The organism is Clostridium sp. X (assembly GCF_055755365.1).
Window position 1 is genome coordinate 1 of record NZ_CM146912.1, and the last position, 24316, is coordinate 24316.

At 30.1% G+C, this 24316-nt stretch carries 24 protein-coding genes and 1 pseudogene; 9 read left to right on the forward strand and 16 right to left on the reverse strand.

Features of this window, described 5'->3' with window-relative positions; genetic code table 11:
• The first annotated feature begins 435 nt into the window (after positions 1-435).
• Entirely contained in the window at positions 436-1257 is an 822-nt protein-coding gene (locus ACX0KU_RS00005) for a 4Fe-4S binding protein (RefSeq protein WP_472990903.1), read from the forward strand.
• A 3-nt stretch (positions 1258-1260) separates the two neighbouring features.
• On the forward strand, positions 1261-1749 hold the full coding sequence (locus tag ACX0KU_RS00010) for a hypothetical protein (protein ID WP_472990904.1): 489 nt from the start codon (positions 1261-1263) through the stop codon (positions 1747-1749).
• A 128-nt stretch (positions 1750-1877) separates the two neighbouring features.
• On the opposite strand, the gene ACX0KU_RS00015 is transcribed toward ACX0KU_RS00010, so the two are convergent.
• The 12 genes from ACX0KU_RS00015 to ACX0KU_RS00070 form a co-directional block, all read right to left on the reverse strand.
• Positions 1878-3323, reverse strand: a complete 1446-nt coding sequence (locus tag ACX0KU_RS00015) for a DEAD/DEAH box helicase (RefSeq protein WP_472990905.1) — start codon at positions 3321-3323, stop codon at positions 1878-1880.
• Between the two features lie 59 nt (positions 3324-3382).
• On the reverse strand, positions 3383-3679 hold the full coding sequence (locus ACX0KU_RS00020) for a GGDEF domain-containing protein (protein WP_472992475.1): 297 nt from the start codon (positions 3677-3679) through the stop codon (positions 3383-3385).
• A complete protein-coding gene (locus ACX0KU_RS00025; RefSeq protein ID WP_472992477.1) occupies positions 3649-3846 on the reverse strand; it encodes a PAS domain S-box protein in 198 nt (65 codons plus the stop codon). Before ACX0KU_RS00025 ends, ACX0KU_RS00020 begins: the two co-directional genes overlap by 31 nt.
• Positions 3837-4163 (reverse strand): LytS/YhcK type 5TM receptor domain-containing protein, encoded by a 327-nt coding sequence (locus ACX0KU_RS00030; protein WP_472990906.1) that lies wholly within the window; start codon positions 4161-4163, stop codon positions 3837-3839. Before ACX0KU_RS00030 ends, ACX0KU_RS00025 begins: the two co-directional genes overlap by 10 nt.
• Before the next feature lie 255 nt (positions 4164-4418).
• Positions 4419-6116, reverse strand: coding sequence for a phosphoenolpyruvate--protein phosphotransferase (gene ptsP / locus ACX0KU_RS00035; RefSeq protein WP_472990907.1), 1698 nt, complete (start codon positions 6114-6116; stop codon positions 4419-4421).
• 61 nt (positions 6117-6177) lie between these two features.
• Positions 6178-6441 (reverse strand): HPr family phosphocarrier protein, encoded by a 264-nt coding sequence (locus tag ACX0KU_RS00040; RefSeq protein WP_472990908.1) that lies wholly within the window; start codon positions 6439-6441, stop codon positions 6178-6180.
• Positions 6442-6485: 44 nt separating this feature from the next.
• Positions 6486-8351, reverse strand: coding sequence for a PTS fructose transporter subunit IIABC (locus ACX0KU_RS00045; protein ID WP_472990909.1), 1866 nt, complete (start codon positions 8349-8351; stop codon positions 6486-6488).
• Positions 8348-9283: a 1-phosphofructokinase gene (gene pfkB / locus ACX0KU_RS00050; protein ID WP_472990910.1), complete on the reverse strand. Its 936-nt coding sequence runs from the start codon at positions 9281-9283 to the stop codon at positions 8348-8350. The genes ACX0KU_RS00045 and pfkB overlap by 4 nt, the downstream gene beginning before the upstream one ends.
• 2 nt (positions 9284-9285) lie before the next feature.
• Positions 9286-10032, reverse strand: coding sequence for a DeoR/GlpR family DNA-binding transcription regulator (locus ACX0KU_RS00055; RefSeq protein ID WP_472990911.1), 747 nt, complete (start codon positions 10030-10032; stop codon positions 9286-9288).
• Between the two features lie 233 nt (positions 10033-10265).
• On the reverse strand, positions 10266-11576 hold the full coding sequence (locus tag ACX0KU_RS00060) for an ATP-binding protein (RefSeq protein ID WP_472990912.1): 1311 nt from the start codon (positions 11574-11576) through the stop codon (positions 10266-10268).
• A gap of 14 nt (positions 11577-11590) precedes the next feature.
• Positions 11591-13699 (reverse strand): DNA helicase RecQ, encoded by a 2109-nt coding sequence (gene recQ / locus ACX0KU_RS00065; protein WP_472990913.1) that lies wholly within the window; start codon positions 13697-13699, stop codon positions 11591-11593.
• Between the two features lie 207 nt (positions 13700-13906).
• Entirely contained in the window at positions 13907-14269 is a 363-nt protein-coding gene (locus tag ACX0KU_RS00070; RefSeq protein WP_472990914.1) for a P-II family nitrogen regulator, read from the reverse strand.
• Positions 14270-14526: 257 nt separating this feature from the next.
• Between ACX0KU_RS00070 and ACX0KU_RS00075 the strand changes: the two genes are divergently transcribed.
• The gene (locus ACX0KU_RS00075; RefSeq protein ID WP_472990915.1) at positions 14527-15720 is read left to right on the forward strand and encodes a pyridoxal phosphate-dependent aminotransferase; all 1194 of its coding nucleotides are present in this window, start codon (positions 14527-14529) and stop codon (positions 15718-15720) included.
• A 90-nt stretch (positions 15721-15810) separates the two neighbouring features.
• Here the strand turns inward: ACX0KU_RS00075 and ACX0KU_RS00080 are convergent, their stop codons facing one another.
• Both ACX0KU_RS00080 and ACX0KU_RS00085 read right to left on the reverse strand, forming a co-directional pair.
• Positions 15811-16527 carry a YheC/YheD family protein gene (locus ACX0KU_RS00080; protein WP_472992478.1) on the reverse strand — a complete coding sequence of 239 codons (717 nt, stop codon included), beginning with the start codon at positions 16525-16527 and terminating at the stop codon, positions 15811-15813.
• Complete coding sequence (locus ACX0KU_RS00085; protein ID WP_472990916.1) at positions 16524-17108, reverse strand: hypothetical protein; 585 nt, start codon at positions 17106-17108, stop codon at positions 16524-16526. Before ACX0KU_RS00085 ends, ACX0KU_RS00080 begins: the two co-directional genes overlap by 4 nt.
• 273 nt (positions 17109-17381) lie before the next feature.
• On the opposite strand from ACX0KU_RS00085, the gene ACX0KU_RS00090 reads away from it, so the two are divergent.
• Positions 17382-18233, forward strand: a complete 852-nt coding sequence (locus ACX0KU_RS00090; protein ID WP_472990917.1) for a KamA family radical SAM protein — start codon at positions 17382-17384, stop codon at positions 18231-18233.
• A gap of 195 nt (positions 18234-18428) precedes the next feature.
• On the opposite strand, the pseudogene ACX0KU_RS00095 reads toward ACX0KU_RS00090, so the two are convergent.
• Positions 18429-19648: pseudogene (locus ACX0KU_RS00095) on the reverse strand (IS256 family transposase).
• Positions 19649-19731: 83 nt separating this feature from the next.
• On the opposite strand from ACX0KU_RS00095, the gene ACX0KU_RS00100 reads away from it, so the two are divergent.
• Entirely contained in the window at positions 19732-20037 is a 306-nt protein-coding gene (locus ACX0KU_RS00100; RefSeq protein WP_472990918.1) for a hypothetical protein, read from the forward strand.
• Positions 20038-20102: 65 nt separating this feature from the next.
• Here the strand turns inward: ACX0KU_RS00100 and ACX0KU_RS00105 are convergent, their stop codons facing one another.
• The gene (locus ACX0KU_RS00105; RefSeq protein WP_472990919.1) at positions 20103-21338 is read right to left on the reverse strand and encodes an ammonium transporter; all 1236 of its coding nucleotides are present in this window, start codon (positions 21336-21338) and stop codon (positions 20103-20105) included.
• A gap of 266 nt (positions 21339-21604) precedes the next feature.
• Here ACX0KU_RS00105 and ACX0KU_RS00110 point away from each other — a divergent pair, with 266 nt between their 5' ends.
• The 4 genes from ACX0KU_RS00110 (at position 21605) to ACX0KU_RS00125 (ending at position 24276) form a co-directional block, all read left to right on the forward strand.
• Positions 21605-22048, forward strand: a complete 444-nt coding sequence (locus tag ACX0KU_RS00110; protein WP_472990920.1) for a LytTR family DNA-binding domain-containing protein — start codon at positions 21605-21607, stop codon at positions 22046-22048.
• Positions 22049-22061: 13 nt separating this feature from the next.
• Entirely contained in the window at positions 22062-22505 is a 444-nt protein-coding gene (locus ACX0KU_RS00115; RefSeq protein ID WP_472990921.1) for a DUF3021 family protein, read from the forward strand.
• A gap of 70 nt (positions 22506-22575) precedes the next feature.
• A complete protein-coding gene (locus tag ACX0KU_RS00120; RefSeq protein ID WP_472990922.1) occupies positions 22576-23460 on the forward strand; it encodes an ABC transporter ATP-binding protein in 885 nt (294 codons plus the stop codon).
• Entirely contained in the window at positions 23461-24276 is an 816-nt protein-coding gene (locus ACX0KU_RS00125; RefSeq protein WP_472990923.1) for an ABC transporter permease subunit, read from the forward strand.
• Positions 24277-24316 lie beyond the last annotated feature (40 nt).

Sequence of the window (24316 nt, forward strand, 5' to 3'; positions counted from 1 at the left end):
TCTGTTTAATTTTCAAAGACCAAGTTTTCTTTACTGCCTTTCGACAGCTTAGTTATTGTATCAACTTTAAGTTGTTTTGTCAACGACTTTTTTTTAGTTGAAATTGTTTTTTCTTCGCTCTCTCGAAGCGACAAGGAACATCTTATCATAACTACTTTTGAATAAAACTCCAATAAAGCTTATATTTTTTAATAAAATACTTATTGCTTCTATTTTCTCTTTATATCACCAAAATAAATATAGTGACACACAAGGATATGTATTCTTCAGCCCTTTCCACTATATAATTTTAGTTAAAGAGTTTTATTAAATATAAGTTTTCTCCCACTTCTAACCCTTTCTTTTTTTACAATTTCATCACAAATATATCATAGATTAAACAAGTCTTATCATTATAATAAGACTATAATAATTTTTAAAAAGGAGATTATATTAATGAAAAACAAGAAATTTAAATTTAGAAATTGGGTTCAGATATTTTTCTTCATACTTATTGCTTTTATTGCAATCAATCATACCCTTATTGAAAATGGAAGCGGTATATATTTACTCTCCAGCGCTTCACTTCATGCCATATGTCCATTAGGTGGCGTTGTAACTATTTATCAATACTTTAGTGATGGAACTTTTATAAAAAAAATTCATGAATCCTCATTCATTCTAATGATAATCGGATTTATTCTTGCCATGGGCTTTGGTCCTTTATTTTGCGGATGGATATGTCCCTTTGGAACTTTCCAAGAATGGATAGGGAAAATAGGAAAAAAACTTTTCAATAAAAAATATAACAACTTTATACCATATAAATACGATAAATATTTAAGATTTATAAGATATATACTTTTAGCTACTGTGCTTTATATGACTGCAATATCAGCTAAAATAGTTTTCTCGGATGTGGATCCATACTTTGCTCTATTTAATTTCTGGACAAGTGAAGTTTCAATAGCTAGTATAGTTATTCTACTAATAATAATAATTTCTTCAATGTTCATCGAAAGACCTTGGTGTAAATATGCTTGTCCTTATGGTGCTGTGCTTGGAATAACTAACCTATTTAGAATCTTTAAAATTAGAAAAAACAAGAATACATGTATATCCTGCAAAACTTGTGACAATGTTTGTCCAATGAATATTAAAGTATCGGAATATCAAGTTATACGTAACCATCAATGTATTTCATGTATGCAATGTACTTCTGAGTATGCTTGCCCTATAGGTGATACAGTAAATTTATCTACAAATGGAGGTAAATAAGTTATGAAGATAAAATCTCATGCTTTACCCTTAGTAATTATTGTTATATTATTTGGTGGAATAGGAGTAAGCAAGGGTCTTGGATTATGGAAAACAGAATCCACAAAAGTTCCTGCCACTATAACTTCCGGAAAAGCTGTTGGTAAATATAATCCTGCTGACATTAGAGGTTCCTATACATTTAAGGATATTAGTGTCTCTTTTAATATTCCTGTAGAGATACTTGGGCAAGCTTTTGCTATTAAATCTTCAAATTTATCCATTCTCAAGGTAAAAGACCTAGAAACAATTTATGGGAGTTTGAAAAATTCTGGCACAGAAATAGGTACATCCTCTGTAAGAATGTTCGTTGCTTATTATTTAAAACTTCCCTACGAGATTACTGAAGAATCCTACCTTCCTAAAGCTGCAGTAGATATTCTAAAATCAAAAGCAAAGCTCAGCGATGAAGATCTAAAATATTTAGATAGTCACTCTATAGATGTAAAATAAATAATATTAAATAATAAAAAAACACTAAGCAAATAAGAGGCTACTGAAAAAGCTTCGCTTTTTCAGTAGCCATCAAATTAATAGAATTATAACTAACTTTATATAAATTTGCCCTTTAAATCAAGAACTTATTTTTCTGCTCTCTGAACTCTAACTTTCTTTCCTTTTATCGTTACATTTTGAAGCTGTTCAAGCACAAACTTACCTTTTTTATCTAATATATCAACATAAGTAAAATTATCTTGTACATTTATGATTCCAATATCATCTGCTGTAATTCCTTCAATACTTATAATTGCACCAACAACATCTCCCGGTCTAATTTTTTTCTTTTTTCCTGCGTTTAAATGCAATTTCATTATCTCTTTATTTAATTCATTACTCTTATCTTTTTTAACCTTAGGTTTTATCTTTATTTTTTCCTTGAAAATTTTCTTTCCCTGTTCTACTTCTTCTTCTGTAGGAAGTTCTTCTTTAGGTATTTTATATCCTATATATTCTTCAATTCTACCTAAAGAATATAACTCTCTTTGACTCACAAAAGTAATAGCCTTTCCTTTATTCCCAGCACGTCCTGTTCTACCTATTCTATGAACATAGCTTTCCATTTCTTTTGATATATCGTAATTTATAACATGAGTTATATCTTCTATATGAATTCCCCTAGCCGCAACATCAGTAGCAATTAAAAATTGAGTTGCTCCTCTTTTAAATTGTGCCATAGTATCTAACCTATCCTTTTGTTCCATGCCTCCATGTATAGCTAAAGCAGAATATCCTTTTTCTTTCATTTTTCTAAATACATTATCTACTTCTTCTTTTGTAGCACAAAATATAATACAGCTATCTGGTCTCTCTATATAAATTACTTTATTAAGTAAGGAAAACTTTTTCTCCTCCTCAATTTCATAATAAACTTGTTGTATTTTTTCAATAGCAAGTTCTTCTGACTTAATCTCTATATTTATAGGACTCATCATATATTTATTACATATGTTTTCAATTTCTTCACTCATTGTTGCTGAAAATAGCATAGTAATTCTATCTCTTGGCAATTTTTTTATAATATCTTTAACTTGATCTATGAAACCCATATTTAGCATTTTATCTGCTTCATCAATAACTAAATATTTCAATTTTGAAAAATCTACATTTTCTCGCTCTATATGATCCATAGTTCTTCCTGGTGTACCAACTACTACATGTACTCTCTGTTTGAGTTCTATCTTTTGCTCTTCCATAGGTTGCTTCCCAAAAACCGCAATACTTCTTATTTTTTTAAATCTTCCTATATTAGAGATATCTTCTTTAACTTGAAGCGCTAATTCTCTCGTTGGTGTTAAAACTAACGCTATAGGTTTTCTTTCCTCTATCTCTGCTTTTTCACATATAGGAATTCCAAAGGCTGCTGTTTTCCCACTACCTGTTTTTGATTTTACTACAATATCTTTACCTTCAAAAACAAATGGAATAGCTTTTTCTTGTACCTCTGATGGATTTTCATAACCTAATTTTTCTAAAGCTTTTAATATTTCCTCACTCAATCCTAACTCTCTAAAACTTATTCTTTTCATAGTATATTACCCTCATTAGTTCCTTAAATATTTTTTATATTATATATATTCTGCTCTTATCACTCTAATATTATATTACTATATTCAACTCTATTTCTTCCTTTTCTCTTTGCCACATAAAGAGCTTTGTCAGTTTCTTCTACAAAATCTTTATATGTACTCAAAATAGAAGGTGTTATGGATGCAACTCCTATACTTATAGTTACATGACTAATAGGCTTTGCATTGATATTAGGGAGAACAATAGCAAATTCTTCACCACCATATCTAGTAATAAGATCATTTGGTAGCTTTACTGTTTCTTTTAATGTATTTGCAATAATCTTTAAACATTCCTTCCATCTACATCCTTTAATACAACTCCAACTCCTACATTTTTAAATATAGCTAATAATCTTTTATTAACAATTCTTAATTCTTCTTCGATTCTTTTACGCGAAGTAATATCTCTTGAAACACTTACAATCTCCTTTATGTTTCCACATTTATCTCTTACACTCTTTGATGATGTCTCTAACCATATATTATGTGCTTTTTAAGTCTCGATATATTAAATAAGCCTATCACAGAACATTCAATAGCACAAATAATTATGGCTACTGTTCCACAATATATTGCAGCTATAATAATAGCTAAGTGTCTTAAATCTATTATCATATTATTTTCTAGTGGAATAGAGTATATCATTAAAATTGTACCCGTAATGCCAGCAGCCAGACCCACATACATCTTGCTTCGCAGTGATATATCCCCATCTATAGGATTGTTTTTAACAATTTGTCCTCCTAAAAACAATGAAAATCTAATGATAAATAAGTTTATTAAAAGATTGTAGTACATCGGAGTATCCCCCTAGAATTTTTGGAAAATAATAATACTAGTTTAAATTATACTATACCTATCACTCTTACTCAATTTCAAAAAATAAATTAGTGTGATGGAATAGTCAATTATGCTAAAATAGACTGCTCATCACACTTCTGTATAATCTCATTTTTATTTTAAAATATATTCCGATAATACACTTAGTTTATTCTTTTACATGCTTAAACATCTATTTATTAAGAACTTAAGTCTTTTCTAATCAGTAAGTAGCTAGTCTTCTAATAAATCTTCTATTTCCTTAACACTTTCTAGCTTTAAAACTTTATCTGCTAGTCTTCTCATATCTTCAAGTCTCAATGAATTTATAAGCTTTCTTGCTGGAAGTATAGATATTGGGCTCATACTAAACTCATCAAGTCCCATTCCAAGTAGTATTGGTATCATTCTCTTATCTCCTGCTGACTCTCCACACATTCCTACCCACTTTCCTTCCTTATGAGCATTATCAATTACTAGCTTAATCATCCTTAGAACTGCTGGATTAAATTGATTATATAAGTGGTGTATTTTCTCATTCATTCTATCTACAGCACAGGTATATTGTATTAAATCGTTAGTACCTATACTAAAGAAGTCCACATGTTTTGCAAGTATATCTGAAATCATAGCTGCTGATGGAACTTCTATCATCATTCCTACTTGTATTTTCTTTGAATAAGTAACACCTTCTGAATTTAGTTCCTTTTTAACTTCTTCTAGTATCTCTTTTGCAGCTAAAAGTTCTTCTAAGCTAGATATCATAGGGAACATTATTTTTAAATTTCCATACATGCTAGCTCTTAACATGGCCCTTAGCTGAGTTTTAAATATGTCCACTCTATCTAAACAAAGTCTTATTGCTCTATAACCTAAGAATGGATTCATTTCTTTATCCATTTGTAGATATGGAAGTTCTTTGTCTCCACCTATATCTAGAGTTCTAATTACTATTGGCTTTGGTGCCATAGCTTCAAGAACCTTTTTATAAGCTTCAAATTGCTCTTCTTCACTTGGAAGGGTGCCTCTATTCATATATAGGAATTCAGTTCTATAAAGTCCTACACCTTCTGCATCATTTCTTAAGAGGCCGTTAATATCATTTGGTGTCCCTATATTTCCTGATAGCTCTACAATATGACCATCTATAGTTTTTGATTCTGTTCCTACTAATAGCTTTAATTCATTTCGTTTTTTCTCAGCTTCTTCTTTTAATTTAATATATTTATTTTTAGTTTCTTCCTCTGGATTTATAATAACTTCTCCACTTTCACCATCTAAAATTACAAAATCACCATTTTTAATTTTAGAAGTTATATCTTTTAATCCTACAACGGCTGGTATCTCTAAGCTTCTAGCCATTATCGCACTATGAGATGTTCTTCCTCCAATGTTACTTAAGAAAGCTAGAACCTTATCCTTTGCCATAGTAGCCGTGTCTGAGGGTGTTAAATCATGACATACTAATACAACTTCATTCTGTAGGTTAGATAAGTCAATGCTCTCTTCACCTAGTATATTTCTTATAATTCTATCTGTTACGTCCTTTATATCCCCTGCTCTTTCTCTCATATACTCATCGTCTATAGACTGAAATATATCAATAAAAGAGTTTCTAATTTCATATAAAGCATACTCAGAATTTACTTTTTCATTTTTTATTTTTTCTAAAGTTCTATCCACTAGCTCTGGATCTTCAAGTACCATTAAATGAGCCTCAAATATTTTTGCCTTTTCTTCTCCTAGCTCTTTTAATGCTATATTCTTAATCTCTGTAAGCTCTTTTCTTGATCTTTCTATGGCATCTTTAAACTTTTGTTCTTCTTGCAATATATTACTTATGTTTTTACTCTCTATCTTTAACTCCTTATGTTCTAATATCAATGCTTTTCCTAATGCAATTCCTGGTGAAGCATTTGTTCCTTTTATCATATTAAGTCCCTCCTTATTTTTTTATGCAGAAATCCTCGATCTTAAGATCGAGGATTTCTAATTAGTTTTCCCCAAAGTTACTCTCAAATAACTTTGTAAATTCTTCTATTACTTCTGCTTCGTCTCCTCCATTTGCTATTATAGTAACTTCACTTCCCTTAATAAGTCCTAAGCCCATAACTGATAATAATGACTTAGCATTAGCTTTTTTATCTTTATACTGAATTTCAACATGTGAACTAAACTTATTGGCAATTTTAACCATTAACCCTGCAGGTCTTGCGTGAACTCCGCTTTCATTTTTTACCAATAATATCTTTTCCATATAAATTCCTCCAATTAACTCTTTACACCAAGAGTCTTATATTATTATTTTCTATCTACTGTTTTTTTAAGCACATTTAATAATAATGCCGTTACAACCGCTCCAGCAAAAATTGAAACTAAGTACATTAGCCAGTTGTTAACTAATGGAAATACGAAAATTCCTCCATGAGGTGCTGGTGATGATGCCCCAAATATCATTGATAAAGCTCCTGCAATTGCTGAACCTGCAATTGCTGAAGGTAATACTGCTTTAGGATCTGCAGCTGCAAATGGTATAGCTCCTTCTGTTATAAATGACAATCCCATTACATAGTTGGCTTTACCAGCCTCTTGCTCTGACTTTGTAAACTTACTTTTAAAGAAAGTAGTTGCTAAAGCAATTCCAAGTGGTGGTACCATTCCGCCAGCCATTACTGCAGCCATTATATGTCCATTTCCTTCTGCGATTGAAGCAACCCCAAATACATAAGCTGCTTTATTTATAGGACCACCCATATCAATAGCCATCATTCCACCAAGAATCAATCCTAAAAATACTTTATTAGAACCACTTAAACTTGATAACCAAGCATTCATTGCATTATTTATAGCTGCTACTGGTGGATTGATACCAAACTTCATAACTATCCCTACAAGTAATACTCCAAATAGAGGAAACAATAGTACAGGTTTAATTCCTTCTAAAGATTGTGGTAAACCACTAAATAACTTTTTAAGTCCAAGTACTATATATCCTGCAATAAATCCAGCAACTAAAGCCCCTAAGAAACCTGACCCACCTGCTGATGCTAAAGCCCCTCCTACAAACCCTGGTGCAAGTCCTGGTCTATCAGCAATAGCTGAAGCTATAAATCCAGCAAGTACTGGGAGCATAAATCCAAAAGCCACTCCTCCAAGATCCATAAAGAACTTAGCTATTGGTGCACCTGATCCATAATTAGGCGCACCAGCATTGTTAAAATCTAATAGGAAAGCAAGAGCAATTAGTATCCCTCCACCAACAACAAAGGGAAGCATGTTAGAAACTCCATTCATTAAATACTTATAAACTCTTCTTCCACCTTTTTCTTCAATTCTTGCTTCTTCTTTTCCATTAGCTTTAAATACTTTTCCTTCTTTATTTAAAGCCTTATTTATAAGTTCTGATGGCTTTTTCATAGCTTCAGCAACTGGAACTTGAATAACAACTTTTCCATCAAAACGATTCATTTCAACTTCCTTATCAGCAGCAACTATAATTGCAGTAGCCTCTTTAATCTCTTCATCTGTAAGTCTATTTTTAACTCCAGTTGAACCATTAGTTTCAACCTTAATATCTATATTCATTTCCTTTCCTTTATTTTTAAGAGCTTCCGCTGCCATATAAGTATGGGCAATACCTGTTGGACAAGCAGTTACAGCAAGTACTTTTCCTTTTATTTCAATAGCTTCTTGCTTTTCTTCTCCTGAAACTTCCTTTTCCTTTTCGTCTATAAGATTTAATATTTCATCTTCAGTCCTAGCTTTTGAAATTTTCTCCCTAAAATCTGAATCCATAAGTAGTGTTGAAAGCTTTGATAAGGTTTCCAAATGCTCATTATGAGCACCTTCACTTGCAGCTATCATAAACACTAGATGTGCCGGCTCTCCATCTAGAGAATCATAGTCTATTCCTTTTATTGACCTTCCAAAAGCTATAGCAGGTATTTTAACTGCCTCAGTTTTTGCATGGGGTATTGCTATTCCTTCCCCAATCCCAGTTGTACTTTGTTCTTCTCTTTTTAATATAGCTTTTATATACTTTTCTTTATCATTCAACTTTCCAGACTTATGAAGCTTATCTGCAAGTTCATTAAGAACTTCCTCTTTATTTGATGATTTTAAATTTAAAATTATAGTATCTTTCTTGATTAAATCTGTTATATTCATATTAATCCCCCCATAATTTTATTTAAATTTGTAATAACTACCTGATTTAATAGCTTTTCAACATTTTCTTTTGTACATAAATCCAAAGAGAAAGCCGTAGAGCTTCCAGCTGCAACTCCCCATTTAAATGCCTCTAATACATCTAAACTTCTCGAATATTCTCCAAGGAATCCACTTATAAGAGAGTCTCCCGCTCCCACAGAATTTTTAACTACTCCTTTTGGTGCTTCTGCATAGTAAACTCCTGATTTACATATTAGGATTGCCCCTTCTCCTCCCATAGATATAATTACATTTTCTGCTCCTAAATCTATAAGCTTTCTTCCGTAACTTACTACATCTTCCTTATTTTTTATTTTAACTCCAAAAATTTCCTCTAGCTCATAAATATTAGGTTTAATCAAGAATGGTTCATTTTTTAGAGTTGATGTTAAAGCCTCTCCTGTTGTGTCTATAACAATTTTTATACCACTTTTACTACAGTTTTCCTGAATTTCAGAATAAATATTTCGTGGTAGTGAACTTTGTACATTTCCTGCAAGAACTAAAAAGTCTTTTGAAGTTAAATTAGATATCTTATCAAATAGTCCTTTCAACTCTTTTTTATCTATTCTGGGACCTTCCCCATTTACTTCTGTTTCTTCATTTGATTTAATCTTAACGTTTATCCTTGTATCTTCTTTTACATTAATAAAATCTGTATCAATACCTTCGTCCCTTAAATATTTTTCAATAAACTCTCCTGTAAATCCTCCTACAAACCCTAAGGCCATACTCTCTATTCCTAATCTGTTAAGAACCCTTGATACATTGATTCCCTTACCACCTGGATATTTATAATTAGCTTTTGCTCTATTAACCTTACCTTGTTCAAAGTCATCCACTTGAAGAAAATAATCAATGGATGGATTAAATGTTACCGTATATATCATATTTAAATCACAACCTTTATCTCTGTTTTTATTTCATATTTTTCGTAATCTTCAGCTTTATTATTTGTAATAATTTTAGCTGCATCTAAATCTGCAACCTTAACAAAAGTAATCTCTCCAAATTTACTCTCATCTGCTAAAATATATGTTTCCTTTGAAAGCTGGATTGCACTTTCTTTTAAAATAGCTTCTTCAGAGTCCGGTGTTGTAAATCCATATTCTAAATGGATACCATTAATACCAAGAAAGGCTTTATCAAATCTAAATCTTTTTAAATTCATTAGGGCATCTGAGCCTGCAACTACCTTTGTTTTCCCCTTAATTTTTCCACCAAGTATATATGCATCTATATTTTTTCGTACAAGTTCATCTACATGCTTAAGTCCATTAGTAACTACAATAATATCTTTTTTGTTAATGAAATTGATTATTTCAAATGTAGTAGTACCTCCATCTAAATAAATACAATCTCCTTCTTCTATTAACGTTGTTGCATATTTAGCTATTTTGGACTTTTCATTACTATTTTGTACTAGCTTTTCTTCATAATTTAGTTCATTATAGCTTCTTTTGAGTAAAGTAGCTCCTCCATGAACTCTTTTGAGTGCTTTTTTACCTTCTAATACAGAAAGGTCTCTTCTTATGGTTGATTCTGATGTTTTTGTCCATTCAACAAGGTCAGTCACCTTGATTACTCCATCCCTTTTTAAGATGGTCAATATTAATTCGTGCCTTTCTTCTGTTAGCATTACATCACCCTCTCCATACTTTTATTATACTGTATACATTTACACAAATCAATTATTTTCAATCAAAAAACTTCATTTGCAATCAACTTTTTTATGTCTTCTTAACTATTATTTACTAAAACTCTAAATCCACTCATAGAATTTACCTCAAAACAAAAATAGACATAAAAGATGAAGGCATCTTTTATGTCTATTTTATACTTCATATATATCTAAATCTTAATTAAATCCAACTATTCAATAGTACTTTTAAAATAATTTATAAATTGCTTAGCACTTCTTCCTGAACGACCATTTTGATTAAGTTCCCATTTCAAAGCTTCTTGATGAAGAGTATCAGCTGCAACCTCTAATCCATTATTGCTAGCAATACCTTTAACTATCTCTAGATACTCTCTTTGGTTTGGAGATGAATACATAATAGTAATTCCAAATCTATCTGATAATGACATTTTTTCATTTACTGTATCTGAAGCATGAATTTCCTCACCATAAATATCTTTATTATCACTCCATACTTCTTTTATTAGATGTCTTCTATTAGAAGTAGCATAAATTAAAACGTTACTTGGCTTCTCTTCTATTCCACCATCTAATACAGATTTCATTTGCTTATACTCAATCTCATCTTCTTCAAAAGAAAGATCATCTATAAAAATTATAAATCGCTTTCCCTTATCTCTTAATTTTTCTAAAATATCATTTAAATAAATAAGCTGTTCTTTCTTTACTTCAACTAATCTTAGTCCTCTTTTAGAGTATTCATTTATAAGTGCTTTTACAGAAGAAGATTTTCCAGTTCCCCTTGCACCTACAAGTAAAACATTATTTGCTTCAAATCCATTAATGAAAGCCTCTGTGTTTTTCATCAACAGCTCTTTTTGAGGTTTATATCCAATAATGCTATCCATACTTATAGAATCATAGTTTCTTACTCCTACAAGTCCCTTTTCATTATTCCATCTAAATGTAATATAGTTTGCACTTTCTCCAGCACCAACAGAATAATAGTATTTAATTATCTCACTAAGCATTTCCTTAACAGACTCTACTTCCATAATTCTTTTTTTATAATCTTCAAATTCAGTCATAGAGTCTTTATTTAATGTAGGAATATATTCTTCTATATCATTATCATCTAACCCTATTATCTTTTTTAAATAAGATATATCTAGATTTATTAATTCCTTTAAAATAACCATGTCCTTAATTGCAACATTGTATATGCTCTGCTCTATATTTACATTATATTTTTCACAAACTAAGCTAAAAACATTTTCATCCTTTAATATAGAATATAATACATAAGACTCTATTAAATTTCCTCTTAAGCCCAAACTTTCGGCTCTGTTTATAAGCTTAAAGTTCAGATTATAATATAAATTCTCTACTTCACTTATATCATTTTTCTCTTTGCTTAACATATTGATTAATGACTTTAAGTCATGGATAATATCATCCTTAAAAATATTTCTATAAACTACTATCTTATTTAACTTTATTGATAAATCCTTATAATATTCTTTGCCCCTATTTTCTAACAATTTAACCCCACCTTTTAATCTTTTTGAATCATACAAAGAACTGCCTTAATACTCATATAACTTACATCCTCTGGAAGCTCTTCTTTTATAGTTTTAAGCTTTTCTGCTCCTACTCTTTTAATTACATTATAGATTTGTTCTTTATGCTCCTCTGGAATAAAGTCATTTAAATCAACATCTAGTCCTTCAAGTGAAGCCTTCATAATATGCTCTTGGACTGTGAGGATTTTCAAATCTCTTTCTTTACATATTTCCTCAAGAGATTTACCCTCTTTATACATGTTAAAAGTCACTATATGACTTGGATCTTTTTCAGTAACAGTTTTATTTTCTGAGCTTATTTCAATCTTATTATCCTCAATGTATTTTCTTATAGCATCTAAAAACTCTTCCCCGTATCTTTTTAGTTTTGATTCTCCCACACCTTTAATTTGAAGTAGTGCATATTCATTCTGTGGCAAATATTCACTCATCTCTCTAAGAGTAACATCTGGAAAAATAATATATGGAGGAACCTTTTCTCTTTCAGATATACTTTTACGAACTTCTTTAAGGATATTAAATAATGAATTATCCGTCTGTTTCTTCTGTACTTTTCTTTGCATTTTCTTAAATACTTGTTCATTTCCCTTAAGTACAGCAAGAGCTTTTTCTGTTAGCCTAACTACTGGATATTCACTCTCTGTAAGGCACATATATCCTTCAGCAATTAAAACATTAATTATATTTTTAATTTCCTTTTCACTATACTGTTTCATAATTCCATATGTAGATAATTTATCAAATCCTAGCTCTACAACTTTTTTATTTTTAGATCCTTTAAGTACTAATGCTATAAGCGTTGTTCCATATCTCTGATTCATTCTAAATACACATGAAAATATCTTTTGCGCCTCTATTGTAATATCTGTAATTTCAGTATCATCTTTACAAGTGCTACAATTATCACACTTTTCTTCATATTCACGTTCTCCAAAGTATCCTAATATATATCCTCTAAGACATCTCTCCGTATGACAGTAATCAGCCATCATTTGAATTTTCCTATATTCTCTTACTTTTCTCTCAGGAGAGTTTAGGTTTTGGTCAGCTAAATACTTTTGTAATACCACATCTTGTTCTCCAAATATAAGAATACATTCACTAGGCTCCCCGTCTCTTCCTGCACGACCAGCTTCTTGATAATAGGCTTCCATAGTCTTTGGCATATTATAATGAAGAACATATCTTACATTGGATTTATCAATTCCCATTCCGAAAGCATTAGTTGCTACTATTATGCTAATGTCATCATATATAAACGCTTCCTGATTATCTTTTCTTTCATTTTCACTTAATCCTGCATGATATTTACCTACTTTAAATCCTTTTTTATAAAGCATTTCATAAATAACTTCTACTTCTCTTCTAGTAGCTGCATATATAATTCCAACCTTATCCTTATTATTATCCACATAATCTAATATAAAATCTTTTTTATCAACACCTTTTACCACAGATAGATATAAATTATCTCTATCAAACCCAGTTACATATACTTCTGGATTTTGAAGTTCTAGAAGTCTTACAACGTCTTCCTTAACTTCTTCAGTTGCAGTTGCTGTAAAAGCTGCTACAATGGGTCTACTTGGCATTCCTTTTATAAATCTTGATATCTGTCTATAGCTTGGTCTAAAATCATGCCCCCATTGTGATACACAGTGAGCCTCATCTATAGCTACTAAAGATATGTTAATACATCTTAGAGTTTGACAGAATACTTCTGACTCAAGTCTTTCAGGGGCTACATATAATAAATCATACTGTCCATATTGAGCCTTTAATATCCTATCCTCTACTTCCGTTGCACTTAATGTGCTATTTATATATGCAGCTTTTACGCCTATACTATTTAAAGCATCTACTTGGTCTTTCATTAAAGATATAAGTGGAGATATTACTAAAGTTAATCCATCTAAAATAAGTGATGGTATCTGATAGCAGATAGACTTACCTGCTCCTGTAGGCATTATTGCAAAGGTATCTCTTTTATTTAAAATATTTACTATACTCTTTTCCTGACCTACCCTAAACTCTGAGTATCCATAGTATCTTTTTAGTATTTCTTTAGCTTTCTCTAGCAAAATAATTTACTCCCTTTTCTTGGTTTATGCCTTTATTATTTTAATTAAAACTATATATATAATATCATTATATATAATATCATAAAAGAATTCACTCTGTCGATTTAGTTATAGCTTTATTATTTTATTTCCGTATAATAAAAATCATCCCCTGATTCCTTTTAAAATTTACTATTTTTTAAAAGTAGAGGATGATTATATATGAGTCTATTCTTGCTTCCTTAGAGCATCTCTACCCTCTTCACCTGTTCTTATACGTATAACATTAGCAACATCATAAACAAAAATTTTGCCATCTCCAATTTCTCCCGTATTAAGTACTTCTCTTGCTGTTTCTACAACTAACTCTACTGGAACTTCACAAACTACAATTTCTACTTTAATTTTAGCAAGTAAATTAATATCAATAGGAACACCACGATAATACTTGGTATAACCTTTCTGCATTCCGCAGCCTAGTACATTAGAAACAGTCATCCCTGTAATTCCTATTTCCTGCAATTTCCCCTTTAAATCTTCAAACTTTTCCGGACGCGTTATGATTTCAATTTTAGATATTTTTGTATTCATATATATGCCCCCTTAAATATTTGATAAATCTTCCATATACCTATATAAGTGTATAGTATCATATACTTATATCAAAATCCATACTATCTTATTTCATTTCTAATTAAATACATACTAGTAATCTTTCATCTAAATATAAATTATATACTGATTATAGGAAATTAAAATTTATATAGCACAAATCACTTTTTTGTCTTACAATATTGTAAATACTTTTTTTATATTTATACAAATAAAAGCAATAAAGGGGCGATTGTATGTTTTCTAAAAAAATAATAAATAACCTAACAAACTCTTCCTGGATAAGATTGATGTTTGAAGAAGGTACAAGACTTGCAGATAAGTATGGAGCAGATAATGTTTATGATTATAGCCTTGGAAACCCTTATGCCGAGCCTCCTGTAGAAGTTCTTGAATCATTAAAGAAACATATACTTAATGGAGAACAAGGATTACATAGATATATGAATAATGCTGGTTATCCTGAGGTAAGAGAAAAAATATCTAATTTATTACAAAGAGAGAGTGGAATTCCACTTTCATCAGATAACATTATAATGACAGTTGGGGCAGCTGGCGGATTAAATGTTGTTTTAAAATCAATTTTAAATCCAGATGATGATATTATCGTATTTGCACCCTACTTTGTAGAATATAGTTTCTATGCTGATAATCATGGAGGTAAGACAGTAGTTGTACCACCAGATACTAGTACCTTTGAGCCGAACTTAGAAGCTTTTAAGAACAGTATTACTCCTAAAACAAAAGCCATAATAATCAATAATCCAAATAATCCAAGTGGTATCATATACAGTGAAGAAACTCTTAGATCTATTGCAAATATATTAAAAGAGAAAGAAAAAGAATATAACGCAACTATTTTTGTTATATCCGATGAACCTTACAAAGAAATAATTTACGATAATATTAAGCTCTCTAGCATGCTATCTATTTTTGAAAATGCTATTATAGTAAATTCCTTTAGTAAATCCCTTGGTCTTGCTGGTGAGAGAATAGGGTATATAGCTGCCAGCAGTAGAATTAAAGAGGTAAATACCCTTATAGCTGCTCTAAGCTTCTGTAACCGTACTCTTGGCTTTGTTAATGCTCCGGGATTATTTCAAAAGGTTATTGGAGATGCTTTAGAATCTAAAGTTGATATCTCTGAATATGAAAAAAGAAGAAACTTCTTATACGACAATCTTACAAAACTTGGATTTGAATGTATAAAACCTCAAGGCGCTTTTTACCTTTTCCCTAAATCACTAATAGATGATGATGTAGAATTTGTAAAAAGAGCTATGAAATATAATCTTTTACTAGTACCAGGCAGTGGTTTTGGGTGTCCTGGATATTTTAGAATGTCTTACTGTGTAAAATTTGATATGATTGAAAGATCTATTTCTGCTTTTGAAAAACTAGCTAAGGAGTTTAATAACTTTACTGTTTAAAATCATTAAACTCTCTAATCACTAGTCTCTAATGGGTATAACCATTAGGAACTAGTGATTAAAAAATTCTTAAGGATATGTTAATATTATTTATGAATTTTTCCATAAATATTTGCCAAACTCTAATGGATTTAAAAACACTCCTCTTACCCCAGCATCATCACTGGACAAATGTACTATCTCTTTTCCTGGTTTTGCATTAAATTTTACAAACCATAATTTCCACTCTTTATCTATTGCAAAGTCTATTCCTATTTCTCCAAATTCTCCATATGCCTCTTCTATGCACTTAAAAGTAGTTATTAAGAATTCACTAATTTGATTTTTAATTTCACTTATTTCTACTCTTGAATAGTTATAAAATTCCTTTAAAAAATTATCCATAGTATAAACTGAGGAGCCTGACCTTATACTTGTAATAGGGCATTCTTCTTTTCCCATTCTTACTAAGAAAGCTCTAACCCCTAGATTACCACTTCCATCTTTTTGAATTATAGCTGTCATATCTACATTACCTCTTTTTATTTCAAGTACATTGATAGCACTTTGCATTATAACTCTCTCACTTTGAAATATCCCGTCAATCTTTTCTACAACTTCTTCTATAGACTTCAAATTATACTTAAGTGTTTCATTAAAAAAATAACTTAACTCATAATCATCATCTGAAACCTTGTCTAGCCTTGCCACTCTTATACCATTATTGCTCAAACAGTCTTTTATATATATTTTTGGGGATATATTTAACATTTTAATTAAGCCTTCCGTACTAGAATATAGAATAGTTTGTGGTAAAGAAAATACTATTTTTTATATTTTAAAAGTTTCTCATGTATCTCCCACTTATCAAAGGAATAATTTGAATTAATCTTCATTAACTTACCACTTAGTGAAAGTTCCTTCCTTATATAGTCTGATATTGTTTTTTGAGTCTTTACCTTTCCCCCTCCTCTATCATACAATACATCTGGATAGGGAAAGTATTTTTGTTCCCACAAATTATCTTCTTCATTAAAATAAGACCCACTTATTTTGTTTTGAGTAAAATCTACATCCTTCACTGAAAAAAAGTATACTATCGCATTAACCTCTTTATTCGCCTTCATTGTTTCTATCCATCTAAAATTAGGATTTTGTAAATTGGCTTTTTCTACTTCTCCGTTACTTACGAAAATTCCTATAACTGGCCCAATGCAAATTTTCTCTTCCTTTATCATTAAATTGACTACTTTATTTGCAACTAATCCTAGATGCTCTAAAAGTTTATTTGGAAGTTCAATATGATCACTTGTGTTATTAACATAACACTGCACTTTCTTTTCTATCATACCTACTTTTAATGTTATCTTAAAATCTTCTTTTACTTGTCTATATATTTCAAAAGGCAAAGTTATAATATCATCTCTTCCACAATTACTCTTAAAGGCCTTTTAAGTTAAATTAACTATACTTTTAATCATTATTCCCTTCTCCTTAACTTAAAATAAGTGGGTTTAAGACTTATTTACCATTGTTTCATTTCCCTTTCATAATATTCGAGAAAAAGTTCTTTGGTGAAGAAATACTCTTTAATATAATTTTACTTGTTACCATATATTTTGAAAAACATATTATATTAGTGATACTCTTAATTTCACCTAATTAGTAGCAGGAGGTAATTTATGCATAATAATGATGATAAACGAAAAGTCTCCTTGGCACGGGCTAAGGAATTTAAAAATAGAATATCAGATTATCTTATTGTAAAAGAAAAAATACCAAGAGGTATGTCTGATAAGCAAGAAGAAAAAATAAGAGCTAAGAAAGAAAAAATCCTCTCTATATTACATGCCAATGAGGATGATTGGAATAACTGGGAGTGGCAAATTAGAAATAGGATATGTAATGTAGAATTGTTATCACAGATAATAAATTTAAGTGCTTCAGAAATAGAAAATATTAAAAAGGTTGAAAAAAACTATAGATGGGGTATCTCTCCATACTACTGCGCTTTGATTGATAATGAAGATAAATATAATCCAGTAAAGCTCCAATCTATTCCTACAATATTTGAGCTTAATGAGATTGGTTCTTCAGATCCTATGGCAGAAGAGTATACCAATCCTGCCGGGGCAATAACTAGAAGATATCCAGATAGACTTATTATTAATGTAACCAATATATGTCCCTCTTTCTGTAGACATTGTCAAAGAAGAAGAAATATTAAAACTAATGATATAGATACCTCTCAGTGTGCTTTAAAAGAATCTATTGAGTATATTAGAAATAACCCCGAAATACGAGATGTCTTAATAACCGGTGGAGATGCGTTAATGTTATCTGATGCTACTCTTGATTGGCTTATTGGAGAGATATATAATATTCCTACAGTTGATTATATTAGACTGGGGACAAGAGTGCCCGTCACCTTGCCACAACGAATTACAGAAAATCTCCTTAATATATTAAAGAAATACCAACCTATCTACATTAATACACAGTTTAATCATCCACTTGAAGTAACGAGAATGTAAATTATTTTGTGTAAATTAATAAAGATAAGATTTTTATAGTTGGAAATTACTGCTGAGATTATTCTTAGTAGTAATTTTTATTTCTTTTGGGTATTACTAATACTGGGATAGTGTAGCTATTTCTAATCTTATTATTTGTAAAAATGTTAATATTATTCATAATTATTAAAAAAGGACAAGTTTTTGTTTTACATTTTAGAGTTCTACTCTATCATCAAGCATTATAGTTAACTGAGCTAATGTGCTAGACCAATTTTGAACTGGTGAAATCCACTTCTTCATAATTTGCTCTGTAGCTAAATATAAAGATTTTCTTAAAGAATCTTCCGTAGGAAACATGGTTTTAGTTTTTGTAAATTTTCTAAGTTGCCTATTAAATCCTTCCAGAGCATTTGTAGTATAAATTATCCTTCGGATTTCAGGTGAAAAATCAAAGTATGTGGATAAATTCTCCCAATTGTTTTTCCATGACTTAATAACAATATAATACTTATCGCCCATGTATCTTCTAATCTATCTAATTCTCTTAATGCTACTTCTTCTGTAGATGCTTTATAAACACATTTGAGATCTTTCATAAATGCTTTAGTATCTTTTGATGCTATATATTTCATTGAATTTCTGATTTGGTGTATTATGCAATTTTGGATATTAACATTTGGAAATACAGTTTTAATAGCCTCCGGCAAACCTTTTAGTCCATCCATGCATGCTATTAATATATCTTTTACACCTCGATTTTTTAGATCATTACATACAGATAGCCAGAACTTAGCTCCCTCCTGTTCACCTATCCATATGCCTAGAATATCCTTATAACCTCTCATATCTAACTACATACATATATAAGCTGCCTTAGATACAATTTTAGATTCTTCTTTTACACGATAGTGTATCGCATCCATATACACTATTGGATAAAGAGGATCTAAATCTCTATTCTGCCAGGATACCGCCGTATCTATTATCTTATCCGTAATCTTTGAAATCATAGCAGGGGATACATCTATTCCATAAAGCTCTTCGAGCTCAGATTGGATGTCTCTTGTATACATTCCACGGGCATATAGTCCTATAATCTTTTTATCAAGTTCATTACAGACAGTTTTATGCTTCTTTATAATATGTGGTTCAAACTCTGCATTTCTATCTCTTGGTATATCAATATCTACATCTCCGAAGCTTATTTTAACAGTTTTCTTACTATGACCATTTCTATAATTCTTAGTTGAATTTTCAGTTCTTTCATATTTATTTCTTTGTAAGTGTTCATCCATTTCTACTTCTAAAAACTGTTGAATTACATTTCCAAATATTCTTTGCATTAATCCATTCTTTCCTATAAGATCCTCCATATTTTTGCATTTTGATAGTTCTTTATTTAAGTCTATATCTGGCATTTGTATTTCTCTCATTTTTTTATTCCTTTCTAAAAAATATTTTATAGTTATTATTTCCATAAATACCAGCTGCACATACAAAAAGAGTGTAAATAGATTTGAATTTACACAAATCTATTTACACTCTCGATATTAATTTTTCTGTAAGCGCACCAGTTTCTCCAATAAGGGGATGTTGTTTCCCTGTAAATTCTCATTCATGTTGTAACACCATAACTCCCGTAAATGAAGTTATAGGTCATGCTTGTTGCCCTACTCCTTGTCCTAAAGAGTTACCTTGCGTAGATTGGAATTTTGCATTTTTTATAGTTCGTAAAATAGAAGATTCATGTGGCTCATACTTGCAAGTAAATATAGGTCTATCCTTAGAATATACTGGTGTTTGTGAATGTGACGCCGAATAATACATTAATGATTATTTAGTCTTTATATAGTAAAAAAGGAAGTTGTCTGCAACTTCCTTTTTTATCTATGCGCTTATAGTTCCATAGGCTTCTTCTGCATGTTCAGAAACATCTAATCCTATATGTTCATCTTCCTCACTTACTCTTATCTTCATAAACATACTTATTAATTTTATAATAATAAATGTCATTACAGCTGCAAATGCTATAGTAACTACTATCGAAACTATCTGAACTCCTAATAATTTTATATTTCCATATAATAATCCATCAGCTCCGTCTGGATTTATAGCCTTTGAAGCAAATATTCCAGTAGCTATTCCACCCCATATTCCCCCAACTCCATGACATCCAAAAGCATCTAATGCATCATCATATTTAAATTTCTTCTTCATAACTGTTACCGAGAAGAAACATATAGCTCCTCCAGAAAGTCCTATTAATATAGCTGATAGTGGACTTACAAAACCTGCTCCTGGAGTTATCGATACAAGTCCCGCTATAACTCCACTAACAATACCTAAAGAAGTTATTTTTTTTCTTTCATGCAATTCACACAAACTCCACCCTATAGCTCCTGCCGCTGCTGAAGTATTAGTTGTTATAAATGCAGTTAATGTTATGTCATTTATACCTAATGCACTTCCAGCATTAAATCCAAACCATCCAAACCACAATAATCCTGCTCCTAACACTGTCATAGGTAGACTATGAGGTGTCACCTCTCCCATATCTTTTCTCTTACCTAACATCAATGCAATTACAAGTCCAGATATACCAGAGGTAATATGAATAACATTTCCTCCTGCAAAGTCTAAAGCTCCTAATTCTCTTATCCAACCACCAATACCCCATACCCAGTGAGCAACTGGATCATAAACTAAGGTTGTCCAAAGTAAAATGAAAATTACAAATGGAATGAATTTCATTCTCTCTGCTATAGCTCCTGATATTAAAGCTGGTGTTATTATTGCAAACATAAGCTGAAATAGCATAAAAAGTTGGTGTGGAATAGTAGCTGCATACTCTGGATTGGCTGCAAATCCTACTCCATCTAAACCTAAAAACTTAAGATTTCCTATAAATCCTCCAATATCAGTTCCAAAACATAAAGTATATCCAATTAATATCCATTGGATTGATACTATTGCCATAGCTGCGTAACTATGCATAGTAGTACTTAATACATTCTTTTTTCTAACCATTCCACCATAAAATAATGACAATGCTGGTGTCATTAGCATAACTGACGCTACTGCAAAAATCATAAATGCAGTATCTGCTCCGTTTATTCCCTTCATAAATAATACCCCCATTTTGAATGTTAAAATTAATTTAGTATTATATTTTTAAGAAACTTAAAAATTATTGAATAATACTGAAATAATTTTAACATATTAATAACATTTGTCAATATACTTTATTTTTTTATTAAAAATTACCATTCTCTTAACTACTACATTACTTATGCAACTTAGTATTCATATAGTGTAACTTAATTCTCTAGCTATTTACTTAATAAATACTAAGGCTTATATTGTTATTATAGTAAGCTTTTATAGGAGGTATGGAAGTGAAAATAACTATAGATGAGTCTCCTAATCAAATAGAAACTGAAATAATAATTAAATGTAATCCAGATAATAAAGACGTTCAAAAATTGATTTCTATGCTTAAGGGACCCGAAGAAAAGTTTCATGGAATACTAAATGGAACTACTCACATTATAGACATAGTTGATATTTTTTATTTTGATAGTGTTGATAAAAAAACTTTTATTTATACAAAATCTAAAGTATTTAAAACACATTTAAAATTATACGAAGTAGAAGAAAAACTAGCTAAATATGATTTCTTTAGAGCAAGTAAGTCAACAGTAATTAATATATCAAAAATTAAAAGATTATCTCCAAAATTCAACGGTAGATTAGAAGTACTTCTAGAAAATGATGAAAAACTAATTGTTTCAAGACAATATGTACCTGTTCTCAAAGAAATTTTAGGATTGTAATGGAGGAATTTATATGAAAAAACATATTGAATTAATTGTCCAATTTAAATTTGTATGGGGATTAATTTTTACCGCAGCAATTCTTTTATATACCATAGTAAATATGATTCTTGGTAATAGTTCTATGGAGTTTATTATTATATGGCAGTTTGTATTAATAACTATATTACTTACTTTCATTTACTATTTAACTTTTGGAGAATTCATATTTACTAAATTTTCCTCAAAATCAAAATTAGTTCTCAACTTTTTATTATGTTATATAACACTATTTATATCAGCATATATGCTAAAGTGGATTAGTATTTCAAAGCCTCATACTTTATTAGTATTTACCCTTGCTTATATATTTTTATATTTATCCATAAGCTTTTCATTATATGTTTATTATAAAATTACTGGTGAACAGTTAAATAATAAGTTGAAAATATACAAACAAAGAAAAAATATTAACTAACATTATTAAACTCATTTTAGGAAAATAGTAATTTAATTTTTAAACTTTGAGTTATATAGGAGGTAAAAAAATGAGCGTTATTGAAATAAAAAATCTTACAAAATCTTATGGAAAAAACCGTGGAATAGAAAATGTAAATCTTAGCGTTAATAAAGGAGAAATCTTTGGCTTTATCGGTCCAAATGGAGCTGGAAAGTCAACAACTATAAAAGTTCTATTAAATCTTATTTTTCCAAACTCTGGAGATGCACGAATCTTTGATTTAGATTGTGTTACTGAACCTATTAAAATCAAGAAAGATATTGGATACGTTCCAAGTGAAGTAAAATATTATGATACTATGCAAGTTAAAGAACTTATAAATTATGCTATGTCTTTTCGTGAAAATATTGATAAAAGCTATGTTGATGAACTATGTAAAACCTTTGGTGTGGAGCTTGAAAAAAACATTTCTGAGTTATCTCTTGGAAATAAAAAGAAGGTAGCCATTGTTCAAGCCCTTATCCATAAGCCTAAATTACTAATTCTTGATGAACCAACTAATGGCCTAGATCCCCTAATTCAGCAGAAGCTTTTTAATACCCTACTTCACTTAAAGCAAGAAGGAGCAACTATATTTTTATCAAGTCATAATCTTACAGAAGTAGAAGAATTCTGTGATAGAGTAGCAATAATTAGAGAAGGAAAAATTATTGATGTAAGAAACATTTCAGATTTTATTAATAAAAAGATTAAGAAAGTTACTCTAATTCTGGGTAAAAATATCCAAGAAGAACTTATTTCTATAGGTGCTGAGAATTTAGAAACTACTGAAAATAAAATTTCTTTCAATTACAGCCGAGATATAAATACGCTTCTTTTACTACTTAGCAAATATAAGCTAGATGATTTGATAATAGAAGAAAAGAAATTATCTGAAGCTTTTATGAGCTATTATAATATGGAGGGTAAATAGATGAATATTTTTAAAATGGAAGTTAGAAAAGGTCTAAAATCTTTATCTATATGGAGTATTATCTGCATTTTACTTACTATTCTATTTATGTCAATGTTTCCTTCCATGAAAGATAGTGGAATGCAAGAATTAGTAAATACAAAAATGGATGCTATGCCTCCAGCACTACTTGAAGCCTTCAACTTAAAAGATGTTCCTGACTTTTCGAAACTAAATCAATACTTTTCCTATGTTTTTCAGTATATTGTTATTGCTGGCTATATATATGCAGGAATGCTAGGAGCTAAGTCTCTTATTAAAGAAGAAAGTGAAGGAACAATAGAATTCCTTTATGCTCAACCAGTAAGCAGAACTAAGATTGTTACAATGAAAATCTTATCTTCTGTAGCTTTATTCTATCTATTTGTTATGATAATGGGTATTGCATCAATTATAATCTCTTTAATAGTAAAACCAGCAGATCTAGAAATATATACTTTGCTCCTAGATATTAAATTATTATTTTCTGGCTTCTTGTTAGTTGGTCTTACATTTATGGCTATAGGCTTTTTAATATCTGTTTTAGTTCCTCATTTAAGACTTGCAATGCCTGCATCTATTGGGATTTTCTTTGTAACTTATCTACTAGGAATTTTCTCTGGTATGATAGATGTACTTAAATTTTTAAAATACTTCTCACCATTTTATTATGCTGTTCCAGCTGATATTATAAAAAGCGGTTTTGATATAACTAATATACCGTTGTCTATAATAATAATAGCAATATGTACTATGTTTACTTACTTTATTTATAGAAAAAAAGATTTTAGAATATAACTTCAAAATCTAAAACTTACAATAAAAAGCGAGATAATCA